Below are 18274 nucleotides of genomic sequence, written 5' to 3' on the forward strand. Positions count from 1 at the left end.
ACTTAGAGTTATGCTAATTTTTATTAAGATTTAAGGATTGGGCGAGAACACAATGAATTTGGAACTGTCTGCCTCGGTTAAATATTGGCTAAATTTCTTTCACCCATTCATTATGTGGGTGTTGTTGGCGCTTTCACTCTATGCGGCTTACTTAGGACTACAGGTACAGCGTACCAGAAATGCTCAAGGGGAAGAAAAGAAAGAACTGATTAAAGGTAGATACAATGTCAGGCACTACCAAATAGGCTCGATACTTTTAGCTTTGATGGTTACTGGTGCGATTGGTGGGATGGCTGTTACCTACATCAATAACGGCAAGTTGTTTGTAGGCCCGCACTTACTAGCAGGACTCGGTATGACGGGTTTAATTGCATTTTCTGCTGCCCTATCTCCTTATATGCAAAAAGGAGCAAATTGGGCGCGGGTGAGCCATATATTAATAAACTTTGTGATTTTAGGGCTGTTTACTTGGCAGGCCATCACCGGTGTGCAGATTGTCCAAAGAATTTTGACTCAGGCTTAATTATGAGTCATTGGTCAATGGTCATTAGTCATAAGTTATTGACTTTAGACTATTGACTATTGACTCACCACTTCTTCTTACAACTACCAGGAAAAGGAACTCCAAAAGATTGATGAAAATCTTCTTGGACTTTGCGAGTTAGGCGACGGGAGACTTGGCGAACGATTTGGTTTAGTAAGCGATCGCCTGTAGACTGAATTAAAGATTGAGGTAAACGCTGAATAAACCGAGGAAAGTGGAGACAAACGGTCAAATCTAATTCCCATTCAACTCGTGTGAGAATATTATCGCTAAAATCTTCTTTTAACTGAAGTGCAGCCCGATAATCCACATCATATCCAGGCGGTTGATAATCAGGAATGGGGATTGTCCGAATGCAATAAACACCCTGTTGTGGAGGTAAAAGTTCCAAACCAATCTTTGGTTCTACTTCATAACCAAAAGAGCCAAAACGACCAATGGTTAAAGCATAACCATGTTCTCCCAAAGGTTGGACTTTCATCGGTTCAGCACAGCGTGTAAACCAAGAAGCGTGACTATTAAGATACTCAGCAACCATCTGTGCTGGAGCGTACATCTTCATAGAGTCGCTATAACGACCGTAAAACTTACTTGATGTACCAACACTTAATCCTGTGTCTGTATTCTCAGTTTCTGGTAAATTGGGAACGACAGGCACAGTTGATTCTGTTATATCCAGAGATTGATATTCGCCGTTTGTTGAAAGCATCAATGCGTTCCCCTCTAATTTGGCGTTTGTTTATATTTAATAATTCCCAAGGTGTGTGGGTAATTTAGTACTAAATTCCTATTTTGACTGAAACCTTATGAATCTGTCATAAACTTCATGGAATCACTACAATATACTGAGCAGTCATATACTAGATACCCAGGATAGCGTTAATCATGAAAGCATTTGTAGCAGGGGCAACAGGTGAAACAGGTCGCCGCATCGTGCAAGAGTTAATAGCGCGCAATATTCCTGTACGTGCTTTGGTGCGAGATGAACAAACAGCTAGAGCTATTTTACCTCCTGATGCGGAGTTAGTTGTGGGTGACGTGTTAAACCCAAATAGCCTAACTGCTGCCTTGGGAGATAGTACTGTAGTACTGTGTGCGACTGGAGCAAAACCCAGTTTCGATCCCACTGGGCCTTATAAGGTAGATTTTGAAGGCACTAAAAATTTAGTCGATGTAGCAAAAGCCAAGGGAATTGAAAATTTTGTTTTAGTAACTTCTTTGTGTGTCTCCCAATTTTTCCATCCATTAAACTTGTTTTGGCTCATTCTGGTATGGAAAAAACAAGCGGAAGAGTATTTGCAAAAAAGTGGACTTACTTATACGATAGTCCGTCCTGGTGGTTTGAAGAATGAAGATAACTCAGATGCGATCGTCATGCAAAGTGCTGATACCTTATTTGAAGGTGGTATTCCTCGCCAAAAAGTAGCACAAGTCTGCGTCGAGTCTTTGTTTGAGCCAGGCGCACGCAATAAAATAGTCGAGATTGTCGCTAAACCAGAAGCTATCTCAAAAACTTTTACAGAGTTATTTCAACAATGCTAAGGGATTTCCAGATAAAAAAATATCCAACTAGGTTGGGTGCGTCAGTGCGAGAAAACTTAGCTTTACCAAGAAATTATTCATACTGACGCACCCTACTAACTGTAAGCTCACCCTAACAGTCTCATTCATCATCATCAAACCCCCAATCATCGTCATCATCATTGGCTACATTGTTAGTTGGTGGCTGATATGGGGGGATGATGACTCGGTAATCAGCATCGTAAACAGATTCAGACTTGCCGGCTGCGGTGTTTTTCGGTTCTCGGTAACTGTAGGAATATGTAGAACCAGACTGAGAACTGCTTTTGGGTTGTTGTGGGCGTTCGTAAGTAGAAGAATCTGGAAATGACTCATCCTGTGATTTGGGAGTTGGTGCTTTCTGTGACTCCTCTTCTACATCCCAATCATCATCTGCACTATTCGTTTCCCAATCATCAAACTCATCACTCGAAGCGTCGTTGGCTTTACTCGCTGGTGCTTGGCTGGATGGGGGGGGTGTATATTCTTCTTGGCGATTCGCTCTACTACGCCTAGAAGTGGTGGTTGATTTGGGTGGGGCTTGACGTGGTTGACCCCCAAAATAATTGGATAATTTAAACAAGCTAGTTATTAGTAAAGATGTGCCAGCACCAGCAGCAGTACTAAACAGTATCCACAGTGCCAATGGTAATGGTAGGCTTCGCATACCCAAAAATACCAGCGATAAAACTGGCGACCAATTTTGAACTAACAATAGTGTTAGTCCACCTAGTACTGTTACTAATAAAGTTAAGCGAATTACAGCCATAAAAATAATTAGTAATACCCTACGGGTTCGCGTAGCGTTTCGTAGAAAAGCAAGCTACGTAATTCGTCGTAATTCGTAATTTTTACTCTTAACCCCATAATAAGGCTTGGGTAAACCGCAAATGCTTTATTTGTGATAGCTTGTAGGCTAACGCCAACGTAGGAAAGGCTAATGCTCACGTAATTCGTAATTTTTACCCTTAACCCAATCATAATACTTGGGTAAACCGCAAATGCCGTCTAGAAAGTACGGAGTAGACAAAGAAACCGTTGGTCTTGTTGGTCGTGCGTTTTTTCTGTGATTAGCTGTTTTGCTCTTACATCCACCACTTTCAGGGAATAAGACCTAAATTAATTACGAATTACAAATTACGAATTACGAATTACGCTTACCTCCTTCCCATCGTTTTAAAGGTACGCAATCAATATCAAGTTGATCTAAAGTACGAGCAACAACAAAATCAACTAAGTCCTCAATAGTTTGCGGGTTGTGATACCAAGCAGGAATGGCGGGGACAATTCGGACACCAGTTTCCGCCAAGGTGGTTAAGTTTCGCAGGTGAATCAAACTGAACGGAGTTTCTCTAGGAACGATAACTAGCTTACGTCCTTCTTTAAGATGGACATCAGCAGCCCGTTCTAATAAGTCGGAACTCAAGCCACCTGCTAGCTTGGCTACTGTACTCATACTACAGGGAATCACAATCATTCCCAAGGTACGAAAGGAGCCACTGGCAATATTGGCTCCTACATCACTCCAAGGATGGCAACGCAGTTTACCAGAGAGAGCAACCCCGGCTTGTTCTCGCCAGAATTGCTCTTGTTGATTTGGTTCTGACGGCATCCGAGTTTCCTGTTCTGCTTGCCAAACTATGTAAGTTGATTTAGAGGCAACTAATTCAATTTCGTAGTCAGCTGCTAACAGATATTTCAGGGCGCGGACGGCGTAAATCAGTCCAGATGCTCCTGATACGCCGATAATCAAGGGTTTGTTATGTTGTGACACCAGATGCTTAACAAAATTTATTCTTCATCAGCATAAGGGTCTAAATCATCAGATTCAAGGTGATTGGACAAATAGATATCGGAAATGTCACCATTGTCACTACCCACACCTAAATTTTTGACTAAGCCATCACTACCAACTGTAACTAAATCGATTTGCTGACGATAGTAATCGACACTCTTGACTTGTACAGAGACGCGATCGCCTAATCTATAAGAAGCCCGATTTTTTCTGCCAAATAGTGCCTGTTGTCTGGCGCGGTATTCATACCAGTCATCTTTAAGGGAACTGACGTGTACTAATCCTTCTACCCGCAAAGGTACACCTGGATTAGTTGCAGCTTCTGCGGCTGGTACTTCAATTTCCACAAAGAAACCGTAGGACTGGACGCCAGTAATCACGCCTTGGAAGACTTGACCAATGCGCTGTTTCATCAGTTGGGCTTTTTGCAGTCCAGCTAAATCGGCTTCGGCTTCTTGGACTTCTTTTTCCCTGTCGTTGATTTGGATAATCACCCTGGTCAAGTCGCTTTGCATTTCCTGCTGCAACTCTGGGGCTAACACGTTCCAGTTAATTTCGGTGTGGCTGGAGGAGTGGCGCAGGTTTACTCGTTCTTTGACTCTGGTGTTACGGCGATCGCGTCCGTGTTCTAGTAGCTGATAATACACTCTCTGCATCAGCAAATCTGGATAACGGCGTAGAGGTGCTGTGAAGTGAGTATATTGTGGTAGTGCTAAACCAAAGTGAGTCGCTTTGGTTGTGCTGTACACCGCAGGCTTGAGGGTATCTTGCAGGAGATAAGTGAGTACCTGTTCTGATGGAGACTCGGCAAAAGCCCTAGTTAAATGTTGATAATCTAGGGGTTCAATATCTACATCTGGTTCTAATGCCAGTTCGACCCCCAAATTTATCGCTAATTTCAGCATTTCTTGGACATCTTCCGAGTCTGGTGTACCTTGAGTCCGCCAGATGGCGGGGACACCTAAAGCACTCAAATGAGTAGCCACCAATTCGTTAACTAATAACACCAATTCCGTCAGTAGCGATCGCACTGGGGAATCATTCACAAGTACAGCCCCTAAAACTCCTTCGTCATAGTAGGGGTTTTGATTCGATGGTAGATTTAATTGCAAACTACCACGAGCAAGACGTGATTCTTTGATGGCTTGCCCAATAGTGGCTAAGTTTTCTAGTAGTTCTACTATCTGTGCTGATTCTTTTTTAGCTTCACCTTGGAGAATTGCTTCGGCTTGCTGCTTAGTGATAGTGGTGTCTACGTTAATTACACTAGGTTGGATTTCCCATTCCAAAACTTCTCCTGACTGGGGAGAAATCGTGATTAAAAAAGACACTGCCAAGCGATCGCTCCCGGTCACTAATGAGGCACGATCGGCTACAGTATCTGGTAACATTGACAGTACCAAGTCTCCCAAATATACCGACCTACCCCGTTTGATTGCTTCCCTGTCTAGAGGTTCGTCTGGTTGCACATAGTGAGAAACATCGGCAATGTGAAAACCTAATTGCCAATTACCAGCGATCGTTTTTTCTAAACTAATGGCATTTTCTACTACCTTAGTGTCACTATTGATGCCACTAATAGTAAAGGTAAATAGATTGCGTAAATCTAGTTTATTTTTTAGGTCTGCCTTGAGTAGCCTTTTGGGTAATTTAGCTGCTGCTTCTAATATTGAATCCGGGAAATTACGGGATAAATCATGTTTACAAGTTACTAAATCTATATCAGCCGCCGCTTCCGCATCACTGCCCAAGATTTGGACTACACGACCTACGGGGGGATATTGTGCTAAAGGATAACGTAGGACTTCGACATGAGCGAGGTGATCAAGTGCTTCCTCCAATTTCAGCTTGTTGGCTTGAATTTTCAGTTCAAACAGCAGTCGATCATCCAAGGGGACAGCCCGAAAACCGCCTTCTACTTGCTTAATTCGTGCTAGTAAAGTGTGATTGGAACGTTCTAGAATTAATTTGACTTCTCCTTCAGGAGAACGGCGACGACTACCTTCTTTGAGAACACGTACCAAAACGCGATCGCCATTCCAAGCATTACTAAGATGACTTTCACGGATATAAATATCCTCAGCCCCTTCTACATCTTGAATGGCAAAGCAAAAGCCCTTACTAGAACAACGTAGCTTTGCTTCAATTATCCCTTCTTCGGAGATGCGGCGATACTTCCCGCGTTCTTTCGCCAAAATCCCGATTTTCTCCAGCACTTCCAAAGCAATGTGGAGTTTTTGTAAACTGTCTTCATCCTCGCATCCTAGTTTCTTTTCTAAAACTTTGCGAGCCACCAATTTATCATCGGTGAAATTGGCAAGGAGTGTAGCGATTGAAAATTCCATGCAGTGAACCGACCTTTGGTCAAAACATCATTTTTGCTTGAATTTGGTTCTTTGCCGTATACCCTCACGGCTTACAGATACTAGCTGGAAACGAATTACCCTGAGGTTGGGTTCTCGAAGTTCCAACAAAGGAAGCTAACCCAACCAAATGGTAAGTTGCTTCTTCGTCAGACACTCCGCGTAGATTGCTTCTTCGCAGGAGTAAACTTCTGAAGAACTTCTCACTGCACGACAAACTCAGAGTTAGCTTGTGCTTGGGTTCCTTCATCTAACCAAACTGAAAAAGTACGCCTGATTCATATTTTGCCCCATCAGGAATTACGCGACTGGTTTTGAGAGGCTGTTTTAGGATTTACTCTCCACGCTGACCAAAAGCGTTATTTGGGGGAAAATACAGGTGTTTGATTGTCTAGATGGAAGGTACTTTTACGCCATGATACTCTGATTTTTACTAAGAAAAACTGCTGAACCACCTAATTTGTCCTTATGTAGAATCGGTAACAATTAGGTAGCAGCTTAATAAGCAGTGAGGGCGAACCTTATCTCCATTATTGTAGATTTAGAGCGCACTTCCAGAAAATAGTTCTGGATCTTGAATTGGGTAAATAGTATAGCATTAATAGGCAAGCCACCTAGAGTTAGTCAGCGAAGACTACCAATCGGCTCTACAAAAAGCTATTGTACTGACAACTGACAACTGACACGCGAGAGCGTAGTAAAGTTAAAATAAATCCACATAGCAACTTTAGACTTAGACAAGGTTGGTAACACTTACCAATATTTTTCATCTACTAAAGCTTTGTTGACAACTTAGGTAGAAAGAAAAATCATCAGGGCGCAACAAGTTGCTGGGGTACACAGGTAGCATCAACCCCGTTATTCAAATAGATTAAGATTTGGTGGCAGTATTATGTTGGCTCAATTCCAGAGCTTGTATCCCAACGGCAATCTGATTTCTGAATTAGTACAAATTTTTCAGGGAAAATACATCGTTCGGGCAAGCGTTCAAATTGAAGGTGTAACTCGCGCAACTGGTATGGCAGCAGCAGAAACTGTGGAAGCCGCCGAAGACCAAGCTAGAACAAGAGCGCTGACGGTTTTGGGGATCACAGATGCGCCACAGGCATCAGTAGCACCTTCCGCAAAACTAACGTCTCAGCGACAGATTAATCCTACCTCTAGTGAGCCTACTTATACCTCAGTTAAAAATGAGGATTTTGGCAGCAATAATTGGTCAATCACCAGTGAAACTGATGAAAGCAAAGATGTGCTGAATCGCTTCTCGCCTAAAACTGAAGCACCCAGTAGTAGTAAAATCGATACCCAAAGCCAAGATTTCCATCAAATTTTCCCCAGTACTAGCTACCATGAGTCAGAATTTGATCTGCCAAGTGAAGACTCTCCCCTGTTGTCACCAAAACAGCCAGACAGTCCTAGCATATCGGAAGTAGCTAATAGTAATGTCACTCCATTTGCCCCCCGCAGCTATAGTCCCCAAGAGAACGTAACCAATATATCAAACACGGGGAAGAAAAAGAAAAAAGCCGAGCCGGTAGATTTATCAGATGTGATTGCTAAAACTGATGTCGAATTGCAGCGCTTAGGTTGGACACCAGAACAAGGAAGAGAATATTTAATAAAAACCTACGGTAAGCGGGGACGTACTTTATTAACAGAAGATGAATTACACAGTTTCCTCAAACATCTAGAATCTCAGCCAGACCCAATTGCAGGGTTTTAATTAGTCAATAGTCCACAGTCAATAGTTACTAATGACCAATGACTACTGACTATTGACTAAATAACTACTGACTAACCATTGCCACCGGACGACTACCAGCAGCATGACGGTCAATCACTTGGTCAATTAAGCCGTAATCTTTGGCTTCATCTGGAGACATGAAGAAGTCACGCTCAGTATCTTCGGCAATACGGTCAAGAGGTTGACCGGTGTGTTCGGCTAAGTAATCATTTAACCGCCGCTTGTGATAGAGAATTTCCCGCGCCTGAATTTCAATATCAGTAGCTTGACCTTGAGCGCCGCCGAGAGGTTGGTGAATCATAATCCGCGAATGGGGTAAACTCATTCGCTTGCCTTTAGCACCAGCACTGAGGAGAAAAGCACCCATACTTGCCGCCAATCCTGTACAAATGGTACAAACATCAGGGCGAATGTGTTTCATGGTATCAAAAATTCCCATACCAGCAGTTACTGAACCACCAGGAGAATTTATATACAAATAAATATCTTTCTCTGGGTCTTCTGCATCAAGAAACAGTAACTGAGCAACAATTAAGTTAGCTAAATTGCTGTCAACTTGTTGACCCAAAAAGATAATCCGCTCACGTAACAGCCGTGAGTAAATATCAAAAGCGCGTTCGCCTCGACCCGATTGTTCAATGACGATAGGAATAGTCATGCAGCGTGCTTGTAGCTAATTTACATTCATTTTATCAATAGGGGATTGGGGATTGGGGAATTTTAGATTTGAGATTTTGTGTTCTCTTCGTTCTCGTAGCGTGTCTATGTGCTACCCAAAAGCCTTGGTAGAGATGTAGCAATCCTACGTCTCTAATGCCCCCATCTCACCAATTAACCTAAATTGGACTTAATTTCTTCTATGCTTTGGTGGATGTAATTAATCCTTCAGGCACTTTTGATAGTGAGATGCGTCTAAAGAAATGACTAGTTTAGTCGGAAAAGTAAAAGTTTTACTGACTAAATCAGTCTTACATCCTCAATATTCAAAATTTCTTTAGCTTTTTTATAAGCCAAGATACTGGATATTTACCGCAAATCCGGTAAACCAATATAAAAGGATGTAGTTAGACTAACCAAACTTACTAGCAATGCTATCAACTGAGGGAGACCTGCCATGCCAGAAAAACTTGTGCAAGCCGCCATCATCACTTTCTTGCTCCATTTGATAGCAGGAATTAACCCAACGACTAGAATTCAAACTAGGGTAGTTTCACCCACCCCAGAAACACCAGCATCACTTGTCAGCTTTTTACGTTCCCTACAGTAAATAGGGAGTGGGGAGTAGAAGAAGAAATTTTTACTCAGCACGCTGCTCAACTTCCTGCTACCGCTAACAGCACTCATTCAAGCTAGACTGGGCAAAGAAGGCAACTACCATCATCTGTATTATGACTAATCGCCTTGCCCAAACCAAGAGTCTCTACCTCCGCAAACACGCCGAAAACCCTATTGATTGGTGGCCTTGGTGTGATGCAGCTCTTGCTACTGCCAAAACCCAAGATAAACCGATTTTTCTGTCGATTGGTTACTCCAGTTGCCACTGGTGTACTGTCATGGAAGGTGAGGCTTTTTCTAGCCAAGCTGTAGCCAACTACATGAACGCCAATTTTTTGCCTATCAAAGTAGATAGGGAAGAAAGACCAGATATTGACAGCATTTATATGCAGGCTTTGCAGATGATGAGTGGTCAAGGAGGTTGGCCTTTAAATGTCTTTCTTTCACCAGAGGATTTAGTCCCATTTTATGCTGGCACTTATTTTCCTTTGGAACCAAAGTATAATCGTCCGGGATTTTTGCAAATCCTGCAAGCACTACGCCGTTACTACGATACAGAAAAAGAGGATTTGCGCCAACGGAAAGCCTTGATTGTTGAGTCACTCCTTACCTCTGCGGTTTTAAAAGGGGACGCTAGTCAAGAAGCTGAAGAAAATGAATTGCTGCGTCAGGGCTGGGAAACTAACACGGGGGTAATTAGTGCCAACCAATACGGTAACAGCTTTCCGATGATCCCCTATGCTGAATTAGCTCTACGGGGAACTAGATTTAATTTTGCATCTCGATACGATGGCAAACAAGTTTCTACTCAACGGGGGCTAGATTTAGGGCTGGGGGGAATTTATGACCATGTGGCCGGAGGATTTCATCGGTACACTGTTGACCCTACTTGGACGGTTCCTCACTTTGAAAAGATGCTCTATGACAATGGTCAAATTGTCGAGTATCTAGCAAATTTATGGAGTGCAGGAGTCCAAGAGCCAGCGTTTAAAAGGGCTGTGGCTGGTACTATTGAATGGCTGCAACGAGAAATGGCTGCACCGGCAGGTTATTTTTACGCTGCTCAAGATGCTGATAGTTTTACAACTCCCACGGATGTAGAACCAGAGGAAGGTGCTTTTTATGTTTGGAGTTACGCCGAACTAGAACAACTGTTAACGTCATTAGAACTCACAGAATTACAACAGCAATTTACAGTCACTCCTAATGGTAACTTTGAAGGCAAGAATGTACTGCAACGACGACATCCAGGGGAACTGAGCGCAACTTTAGAAACTGCATTAGGAAAATTGTTTGCTGCTCGTTATGGTACTACGGCTAATGCACTAGAAACTTTTCCCCCAGCACAGGATAACCAAGAGGCAAAAACTGTTAACTGGCCTGGACGTATTCCATCTGTGACCGATACGAAGATGATTGTGGCTTGGAATAGTTTGATGATTTCTGGGTTAGCAAGGGCGGGTGGGGTATTTCAAGAATCTTTGTATTTGGAAATAGCAACCAAGGCAGCGAATTTTATTTTAGAGCATCAGTTTATCGATGGACGTTTCCATAGACTCAACTATCAAGGTCAAGCAGCTGTGTTGGCTCAATCTGAAGATTATGCTTTATTTATTAAAGCATTGCTAGATTTACACGCGGCTAAACCTGAGAATCGATTCTGGTTAGAAAAAGCGATCGCACTCCAACAACAATTCGATGAGTTTCTCTGGAGTGTGGAGCTTGGTGGTTACTTTAATACAGCTAGTGATGCTAGTCAAGATTTAATTGTGCGCGAACGCAGCTATGCGGATAATGCTACACCATCGGCTAACGGTGTGGCGATCGCTAACCTTGTCCGTCTCTCTCTACTCACGGATGATTTACATTATCTCGATTTAGCCGAGCAAGGGTTAAAAGCTTTTAAAAGTGTCATGTCTAGCACTCCTCAAGCTTGTCCTAGTCTGTTTACAGCTTTAGATTGGTATCGTAACTCTACTTTGATCCGCAGCACTCATGAGCAAATTAACTCTCTCATTTCTAGATATTTACCTACGGTTGCATTTGCTGTAGTGTCTAATTTACCTGAAAATAGTGTTGGGTTAGTTTGCCAAGGTTTAAAGTGTCTTCCATCAGCTTCTAGTGTTGAGCAGTTGTTACAGCAAGTGCAACAGAGTCAGACTAGGGCGTGAGTCAAACAATTTGGGATTTTAGATTTGCTTTAGCGTAGCAGCCAGATTTTCATATACTGGTTTGAGATGAGGACGAATTAGATTGAGAATTGGGCGATCGCATTCTGTGAAATTGCGGCTATATCGGCTGATTGATCAAACTATAGCGACATCTACTTAATTGCTCGATTAATTGCTTCTTCTTGCCCAACTAAAGATATATAAGGTCGCTGTAAATATTGCTGTGCTGATGTGATAGCGTCTTGAGGACTTACGGAAGCAATGAGTTCTTGAAATTCCCTGTCAAAGTCAATTCCTAAGCCCAAAATTTCATACCAGCCGTATATTTGAGCAATTTGCCCATTGGTTTGTTTACCTAAGGCATATTGTCCGAGTATCTTGTTTTTGGCAGCTTGTAAACTGGTTGCGGATACTTCTGAATTACAAAGTAGCTCGACTTCTGTACGTAATCCTTCTAAGGCAATACTGGTATTTTCTGGTGCTGTACCCATGTAAACTACAAAGGATGCTGGATAAAGCCTAGTGGGATAAAACGCTGAAACTTCATAAGCTAATCCCCGCTTTTCTCGCAATTCTACGAACAAGCGGCTAGAAAGACCATTGCCTAAATAAGTAGACAGTAATTTCAAGGAGGCGTAGTCAGGAGAACTCACTGATGGGCCTAAATAACCAAGCATGACAATAGATTGCTGTGTTTGTACTGGCTTTAAGCGATGCTGGGGATTGATTGGGATTTCTGGTAAATTAATGACTGCTGGGGCTACGGTTGGTGCTTGCCAATCACCAAATACTTGTTCTACTAAGGTTATTGTTTCTTGTAGTGTGATTCGACCAGCAACACTAATGACTACATTATCTGGACGAAAATAAGTTTGGTGATAGTCTACTAAGTCTGCCCTGGTAATACTGTTCAGGGTGGTTTCATCTCCTAGTATAGACATGGCATAGGGATGATTTTGATACATTACCTGCCGCATTTGCTCAAAGGCAAGGGTAAAGGGTTGTTCTTTTTGGGAACGAATATCTTGGAGTGCTAAACGCCGCTCTAGTTCAACTTGGGCTTCGGGAAATGTGGGCGATCGCAAAATCCGTCCCGCCAATGTTAAGATTTCGGGAAAGTCTGATGTTACTGTCTTCAATGAAAGCAGAAAGTAATCTGTAGAAGTATCTGTACTCAAACTTGCACCTACAGATTCCACTTGTTCGGCTATTTCCAAACTGGAAAGTCCTTCACATCCCTTAGTCATCACAGCCGCTAATAGATGGGCTAACCCCGCCTGTTCTCGTTTTTCGTAGCAACTACCAGCACGGATAAAAATTCGCCCAGCAATAATATCTGCGGCTGGATTTTCTGCTACCAACACGACAATGCCATTGTTTAGTACAGTGCGATGAATGGGAGAGTGAGAAATAGAAGGTTTCACAGTTTGGGTCATTGGTTATTAGTCATTAGTCATTAGTCATTAGTCGTTAGTCATTAGTCATTTATTGTGGACTATGGACTGTAGACTTTTAACTAAAGAGGTTTAAGGATGGTGACAGCGTAATTTTCTGGTGAAAGATGCTGTTGAGTTAATTGTTGCAGTTCTTGGGTGCCAAATGATTGAATTTGATGTGGATATGTGATTGCTAATTCTGCTTGAGCGATCGTATTGTAGTAGCCATAAAGCCCTGTCAGCTGGTTTGGGGTTTCTGTAGAGAAGGCGTACTCATTACATAAAAGTCTGCGAGTACGAGCTATTTCCTGTTCAGTAACGCCATTGCTTTGGATATTATCTAAATGATTCAGAATTAAATCCTCAACTTGTTCTAGATTTTCCGGTTCTAACCAGGCGGTAACTGTAAATAGGCTCGATTCACGTTGTAGAGAAAAATTACTGCAAATTCCTTGGACTAATTGTAGTTCTTCTCGCAAATCTCTGACTAAGCGTGAAGTCCGACCCTCTGCTAATAATACTGACAACAAATCTAAACCGTAAGCTGTGCGGAGTTGTTCTACACCAGGTACAACCCATGCCATCAACAATCGGGCTTGTTCTATACGTGGTAAACTCAACTCTTGGCGGTGAATTCCTTTAATTACTGGCTTGGGTGCTTGTTTGATTTGTGGACATTCGACAGGTTGAGAAAAATTGGCAAATGAACGATTTACCAGTTCCCAGGCTGGTTGTTGAGCAATACCACCAGCAATCACCACTGTCATATTTTCCGGTTGGTAGTGAGCGCGATGAAAACAGCGCATAGCTTCTGGTGATTGCTGCATCAGTTCTTCTTCAGTACCCAGAACTGAACGCCCATAAGGATGATCTTGGTAGATGCTTTGCGATAGACATTGAAATCCTACCCAGTCAGGATCATCATAGCAAGCGCGAATTTCTTCTAGTACTACATCTCGTTCCCGACTGAACTCATCATCTGGAATTGCCGCATTCAGCAGTAAATCTGCCAAGCATGGTAGGGTATCTTCCAAGTAAGGCGCAGCTGTTGTCAAAGAGTAATTAGCATAATCAAAACTGGTGGCTGCATTACTCACTCCACCCCTGTTTTCGATTTGATGATCGAACATTCCAGGGGATAAAGTTGCTGTCCCTTTAAAAATCATGTGTTCTAAAAAGTGTGCCATCCCAAACCAAGGTTCTGGCTCACGAATTGCTCCAGCTCTCACCCAAACATCAGCCACGACTACAGGCGTGGTGGGAATTTCTTGATGAATAAATGTCAAACCATTGTCTAATCGAAATACTGAGGCTGGAAACACAGGATTGGTAAGTTGTTGTTTTGACAAGGTTTTGTATCTTTAACCACAATTTAACTTTGATGTTTGTGATCTTAACTCTGAACGATCGCCAAATTGGCATCAACTGATACAGAATTCTATATTTATCCCCAAGTAAAAGTAGCCCTTAAGGCTGATATTTGTTGAATTTGCGGCATCTGCGTTGACAAGCTTTAAATTTTGCCATGATAAGAATTTATTTTCTATGAATACTACCCATCAATAATTAAAGCTCCCAAGTTTTAATCAAACTTTGGGAGCTAAAAATTTTGAGTTCACCACAACGCCGTTTTACCTAAGTTTATGACCTGGTTAAACCAGGTGGGTACCGATTTTCCTCGTTTAAAGTTTCCGGGTACACGCCCGGTATACTGCCACGAGAGACGTTTGGTTCCCTTTTTCTTAAAGACATAGATCAAAAAACTTGATGGCAGTCACCAACGTCGCAGTGCAACTAACTCATTATAGCCTTCAAAAACAGGTTGTACCAATTCAAAATTCAAAAATTTCTCACCCCACTACCCTAATGGGGATACCAGATGGATTCTATAGTATTGGCTATTTCTTGGGCTGTGGTTTGGTGATGATTATCTAACAAAACTGTAACGTGTCCTAGTTTGCGACCTGGACGGGACTCTGTTTTGCTGTACCAATGAACGTGGGCTTGGGGAATGGCGGCTAGTTGTTGGCGCTGGCTTTGGTAATCACTTTCAGAATTTTCATAGCCTAACAGGTTGACCATGACTGCACCAGCACATTGCAAGGACGGGCTTCCTAACGGTAGCTCACAAACGGCTCTCAAGTGTTGCTCAAATTGAGAAGTTTCGCACGCATCTAGAGAAAAATGCCCTGAATTGTGGGTACGGGGAGCGATTTCGTTGACTAAGACTTGACCATCGACGGTGAGAAATAACTCGATGCCAAACACACCGACTACTTCCAGACTATTTAATAGTGTACGAGCGATCGCACCAGCAGCTGCGGCTTGATTAGGTGTAATATCGGCAGGTGCTATCACTCGCCTACAAACTTGCTTTTCTTGTTGCGTTTCTACCACAGGGTAGATAATAACTTCTCCATCTACAGAGCGGGCAGCAATTACTGCTAATTCCCGTTCAAAGGAAATAAATTCTTCTATTAAAAATGCCGTATTTGTAGTTTGATTTAACTCTATTGTCTCTTGTAAAGTTGCTAAATCATCAATGATAAAAGTTCCTTGTCCGTCATAACCGTGGCGGCGAGATTTCAGGACTAGGGGAAAACCAATATTTTCTATTTTAGCTGTCAGATTTTCTTGATCTTCCAGAGCAAAAAATTCAGGAACAGGTAAACCCAAATCTTTTAAATAGCAACGTTGATGATATTTATCTAAAAGTGGTTTTAAAGCGTCTAACTTAGGACGGAAACAAACACCTTGATTTTCTAACAATGATAAATCCTGAAGATTGACGAATTCATTTTCAAAGGTGATGACATCACTCTTTTTAGCTAAAACCTTTGTAGCATGAGCATCATCAATATCTGCCAAAATAGTATCCTGGGCAATAGATACAGCAGGATCATCACTACTAGGAGTCTGCACTATCAATTCAACCCCTAGTTTATTGGCTGCACCTCCCATCATCCAGGCCAGCTGTCCACCACCAATTACACCTACACGCTTCATCGACATCCCAAAGAATCACGAGTTTCTACACCAGTTTTTGTATTTACTCCGCTAGCCTTTGTACAAAGTTCTCTAATTTGTGCTTTATCCAAAATTGCATCAGTAAAGTCTGCGCCTTCTATGTTCACATTAGCAAAGATGGCGCGGAGTAAAAGAGCTTCTTTAAAAACGACATCGCTTAAATTAGCCCCTGTTAAGTTTACCTGATCAACCATCGCATTCGTTAAATCTGCTCCCTGGAGATTTGCTTGTGTCATCACGGAAGCACTTAAGACTGCACCACGTAAGTCAGCACCCACAAAGTTAGTCAGTTCTAAATTAGCGTTGGAAAACTCAGCAGCTTGTAAACTTTCACCAGCAAAGTTATGTCTGGATAATTCGGCATTACTAAATGATAAAGGATGAGTCCAGTCGGCTAGGACTGGGGAAGGTAAGCAAAGTACAACTATCCCCAAAATTACAGCTAATCCTTGCCAGCCAAACTTTTTTAGCTGGCGAATTTTGTTTTTTATGACCATATTCGCACCCATATCATTTTTTATTGCCACTTGCAGCTTTTCCCCTCTTTTTTAGCTGTTTTCGATCGCGTACTTCTTAACATTTTGTCACAAAAGACTGGTGTTAGCTGTTTACATTGAGAAATTTATAACTAAATACTTACAGTCAGTTAGCTAGATATAACTTTAGGTACTAGCTAAATGACATTTTTAGCAGATATATAAAGTATTAAGTCAATGTGCAAATAATCATTCAGTCGTTGATTTACAATTCTTGATTTTTGAAGATGATTTTTGCGATATAAATATTTTCATTAGTTATTAGGTGATGGCGGTTCCGCCCAGCGCCGTTGATTGCTCTTAAATTTACATTTATTAACTTTGATTTTTTGTAGGTAAAGTTTATTGTCTTTTATGTTTGCCATTCAAAATAGGCTGTTAGTCTATAAATCAAGGTGAGCATTAGGCAATTACATGAAGCATAAATACTATATGTTTCTGATGCTTAATACGCTCTTATAAAAAGTATTAATCTTAATTCCTGAATGAATTAGCTAACTATAATTTCTCTCAAGCTTTATTTCTATCACGTCAACAAACTCAACAAGCCGAATCAGTAACAGCGATTATGACACATTACTCTATTGAATGGATCGAAGCATGGTGCCAAGAAAACGGCTGGACAGAATTGTTTGAAGAACGGAGAAACCACTATTGGGCTTTTCCACCTGGTTGTGTCATGCCTGAACCTATTCCAAATCATGTTCTCAGAGGCATTAAAGCTGAAAAAGGACTAACCTTTGATGAGAGATTGTGGTCAATATCAGCCGTAATTAGCACAATTTTGGCGGTTGTTTCTACCTTTGTACTCCGGTGTCCCATGCCGTTAGTATTTGCTTTTGCTGTCAACGCAGTAACAGTGGCTCAACTAGAACCTGAGGAAGTGTAAGTTATCAATTTTGGACAATAATATCTATAACTGCTCTTAGATGTCTCAATGCGAGAGCAGTTTTTAATCAATACTTCAATAGCACATTAATAATGGAAGCAGATTTTAAATCTATCTGCTTCCACAAATTTTGTTTGAACTTACAGCCAATTTTTTAGAAAAGTCCTAAAAGAAAGATGAAAGTTAATGCACAGAAGGCAAGGAAAGTAATAATCATGATATTGCCTATACTGTGGTCAGGGGTTGTTATTTTTTGTGTATTTTCAGCCATATAAACCAACCCTGGTTGCATGACAGTAGGAAGCAGTACAGCAGTGCTAAATTTATTTATACTCTGTTGCTGCTGTATTTATCTTAACCTCAACTTTTAATTGGCAATTATTATTTTTTGATTAATTAATTGTTGTAACGAAGTCATCAGTTAGCCTGGAAGGAGAAACTTCTCCATTAGATAATTAATAAAAGTCTCGCCCCTACGTTCTACCTGTTGTTCACTAATTATCTTGAACTCCATGTGCAAGAAAAAGGGCTTGGCGGTAATACTTGCTTCAACATACAACCGAGTAATTCCTAATTCATGAGCTTTTGTCTCAATTGCATGATAAATTTTACTGCCGATACCCATGCGCTGATAATCTTTATGGCAGTAGAAGCAGTTTATATGCCCGCTCAACTCTAACTCGCCGAAACCTGCAATCACACCTTCATCATCAGCGACGTAAGTAAATCGTTCCGAACAATCCTTTGCCCAGTTCTTAAATTGAATATTATCTGGGGCCCATGCCTTGACCTGATTGCTCGAATAATCGTGAATATTAATTTCACGTACTGTTTCGTGGAACAACAGCGCTATTTGATTAGCGTCTTGCTTCTGAAACAACCGTATTTTCATCTATAAAATGCCCTCAAAATTTCCATAACTAATTTCTGGGGA

16 protein-coding genes and 1 other RNA gene are annotated in these 18274 nt (G+C 41.6%); 6 read left to right on the top strand and 11 right to left on the bottom strand.

Going from position 1 to position 18274, the window contains the following annotated elements:
- Nucleotides 1-52: 52 nt before the first annotated feature.
- The gene (locus H6G18_RS06640) at nt 53-523 is read left to right on the top strand and encodes a DUF4079 domain-containing protein (RefSeq protein WP_190406304.1); all 471 of its coding nucleotides are present in this window, start codon (nt 53-55) and stop codon (nt 521-523) included.
- 64 nt (nt 524-587) lie between these two features.
- On the opposite strand, the gene H6G18_RS06645 is transcribed toward H6G18_RS06640, so the two are convergent.
- Entirely contained in the window at nt 588-1253 is a 666-nt protein-coding gene (locus H6G18_RS06645) for a DUF1997 domain-containing protein (RefSeq protein ID WP_190406305.1), read from the bottom strand.
- 176 nt (nt 1254-1429) lie between these two features.
- On the opposite strand from H6G18_RS06645, the gene H6G18_RS06650 reads away from it, so the two are divergent.
- Complete coding sequence (locus tag H6G18_RS06650; RefSeq protein WP_190406306.1) at nt 1430-2086, top strand: SDR family oxidoreductase; 657 nt, start codon at nt 1430-1432, stop codon at nt 2084-2086.
- Between the two features lie 121 nt (nt 2087-2207).
- On the opposite strand, the gene H6G18_RS06655 is transcribed toward H6G18_RS06650, so the two are convergent.
- The 3 genes from H6G18_RS06655 to H6G18_RS06665 form a co-directional block, all read right to left on the bottom strand.
- A complete protein-coding gene (locus tag H6G18_RS06655) occupies nt 2208-2873 on the bottom strand; it encodes a LapA family protein (RefSeq protein ID WP_190406307.1) in 666 nt (221 codons plus the stop codon).
- 375 nt (nt 2874-3248) lie between these two features.
- Nucleotides 3249-3878 carry a flavin prenyltransferase UbiX gene (locus H6G18_RS06660; RefSeq protein ID WP_190406308.1) on the bottom strand — a complete coding sequence of 210 codons (630 nt, stop codon included), beginning with the start codon at nt 3876-3878 and terminating at the stop codon, nt 3249-3251.
- A 17-nt stretch (nt 3879-3895) separates the two neighbouring features.
- A complete protein-coding gene (locus H6G18_RS06665) occupies nt 3896-6244 on the bottom strand; it encodes a ribonuclease R family protein (protein WP_190406309.1) in 2349 nt (782 codons plus the stop codon).
- A 910-nt stretch (nt 6245-7154) separates the two neighbouring features.
- On the opposite strand from H6G18_RS06665, the gene H6G18_RS06670 reads away from it, so the two are divergent.
- Nucleotides 7155-7985, top strand: coding sequence for a hypothetical protein (locus tag H6G18_RS06670; RefSeq protein WP_190406310.1), 831 nt, complete (start codon nt 7155-7157; stop codon nt 7983-7985).
- Between the two features lie 64 nt (nt 7986-8049).
- Here the strand turns inward: H6G18_RS06670 and clpP are convergent, their stop codons facing one another.
- Entirely contained in the window at nt 8050-8664 is a 615-nt protein-coding gene (gene clpP / locus H6G18_RS06675; protein ID WP_190406311.1) for an ATP-dependent Clp endopeptidase proteolytic subunit ClpP, read from the bottom strand.
- Nucleotides 8665-9120: 456 nt separating this feature from the next.
- Here clpP and H6G18_RS06680 point away from each other — a divergent pair, with 456 nt between their 5' ends.
- Nucleotides 9121-9273 (top strand): hypothetical protein, encoded by a 153-nt coding sequence (locus H6G18_RS06680; RefSeq protein ID WP_190406312.1) that lies wholly within the window; start codon nt 9121-9123, stop codon nt 9271-9273.
- 121 nt (nt 9274-9394) lie between these two features.
- Nucleotides 9395-11452, top strand: a complete 2058-nt coding sequence (locus H6G18_RS06685) for a thioredoxin domain-containing protein (protein ID WP_190406313.1) — start codon at nt 9395-9397, stop codon at nt 11450-11452.
- A 152-nt stretch (nt 11453-11604) separates the two neighbouring features.
- Here the strand turns inward: H6G18_RS06685 and H6G18_RS06690 are convergent, their stop codons facing one another.
- From H6G18_RS06690 to H6G18_RS06710, 5 genes are all read right to left on the bottom strand, one after another.
- Nucleotides 11605-12888 (bottom strand): M16 family metallopeptidase, encoded by a 1284-nt coding sequence (locus tag H6G18_RS06690; protein ID WP_190406314.1) that lies wholly within the window; start codon nt 12886-12888, stop codon nt 11605-11607.
- 80 nt (nt 12889-12968) lie between these two features.
- Nucleotides 12969-14210: a M16 family metallopeptidase gene (locus tag H6G18_RS06695; protein ID WP_190406428.1), complete on the bottom strand. Its 1242-nt coding sequence runs from the start codon at nt 14208-14210 to the stop codon at nt 12969-12971.
- Nucleotides 14211-14499: 289 nt separating this feature from the next.
- Nucleotides 14500-14683, bottom strand: a non-coding RNA gene (gene ssrS, locus H6G18_RS06700) — 6S RNA.
- A 68-nt stretch (nt 14684-14751) separates the two neighbouring features.
- Nucleotides 14752-15894: a 5-(carboxyamino)imidazole ribonucleotide synthase gene (locus H6G18_RS06705; protein ID WP_190406429.1), complete on the bottom strand. Its 1143-nt coding sequence runs from the start codon at nt 15892-15894 to the stop codon at nt 14752-14754.
- Nucleotides 15891-16412 (bottom strand): pentapeptide repeat-containing protein, encoded by a 522-nt coding sequence (locus H6G18_RS06710; RefSeq protein ID WP_190406430.1) that lies wholly within the window; start codon nt 16410-16412, stop codon nt 15891-15893. The genes H6G18_RS06705 and H6G18_RS06710 overlap by 4 nt, the downstream gene beginning before the upstream one ends.
- Nucleotides 16413-17016: 604 nt before the next feature.
- Here H6G18_RS06710 and H6G18_RS06715 point away from each other — a divergent pair.
- The gene (locus H6G18_RS06715; RefSeq protein ID WP_449224086.1) at nt 17017-17340 is read left to right on the top strand and encodes a slr1957 family protein; all 324 of its coding nucleotides are present in this window, start codon (nt 17017-17019) and stop codon (nt 17338-17340) included.
- A gap of 421 nt (nt 17341-17761) precedes the next feature.
- On the opposite strand, the gene H6G18_RS06720 is transcribed toward H6G18_RS06715, so the two are convergent.
- Nucleotides 17762-18232 carry a GNAT family N-acetyltransferase gene (locus tag H6G18_RS06720; RefSeq protein WP_190406316.1) on the bottom strand — a complete coding sequence of 157 codons (471 nt, stop codon included), beginning with the start codon at nt 18230-18232 and terminating at the stop codon, nt 17762-17764.
- Nucleotides 18233-18274 lie beyond the last annotated feature (42 nt).

Source organism: Anabaena subtropica FACHB-260, from assembly GCF_014697105.1.
In the GTDB taxonomy this organism is placed as follows: Bacteria; Cyanobacteriota; Cyanobacteriia; order Cyanobacteriales; family Nostocaceae; genus Trichormus; species Trichormus subtropicus.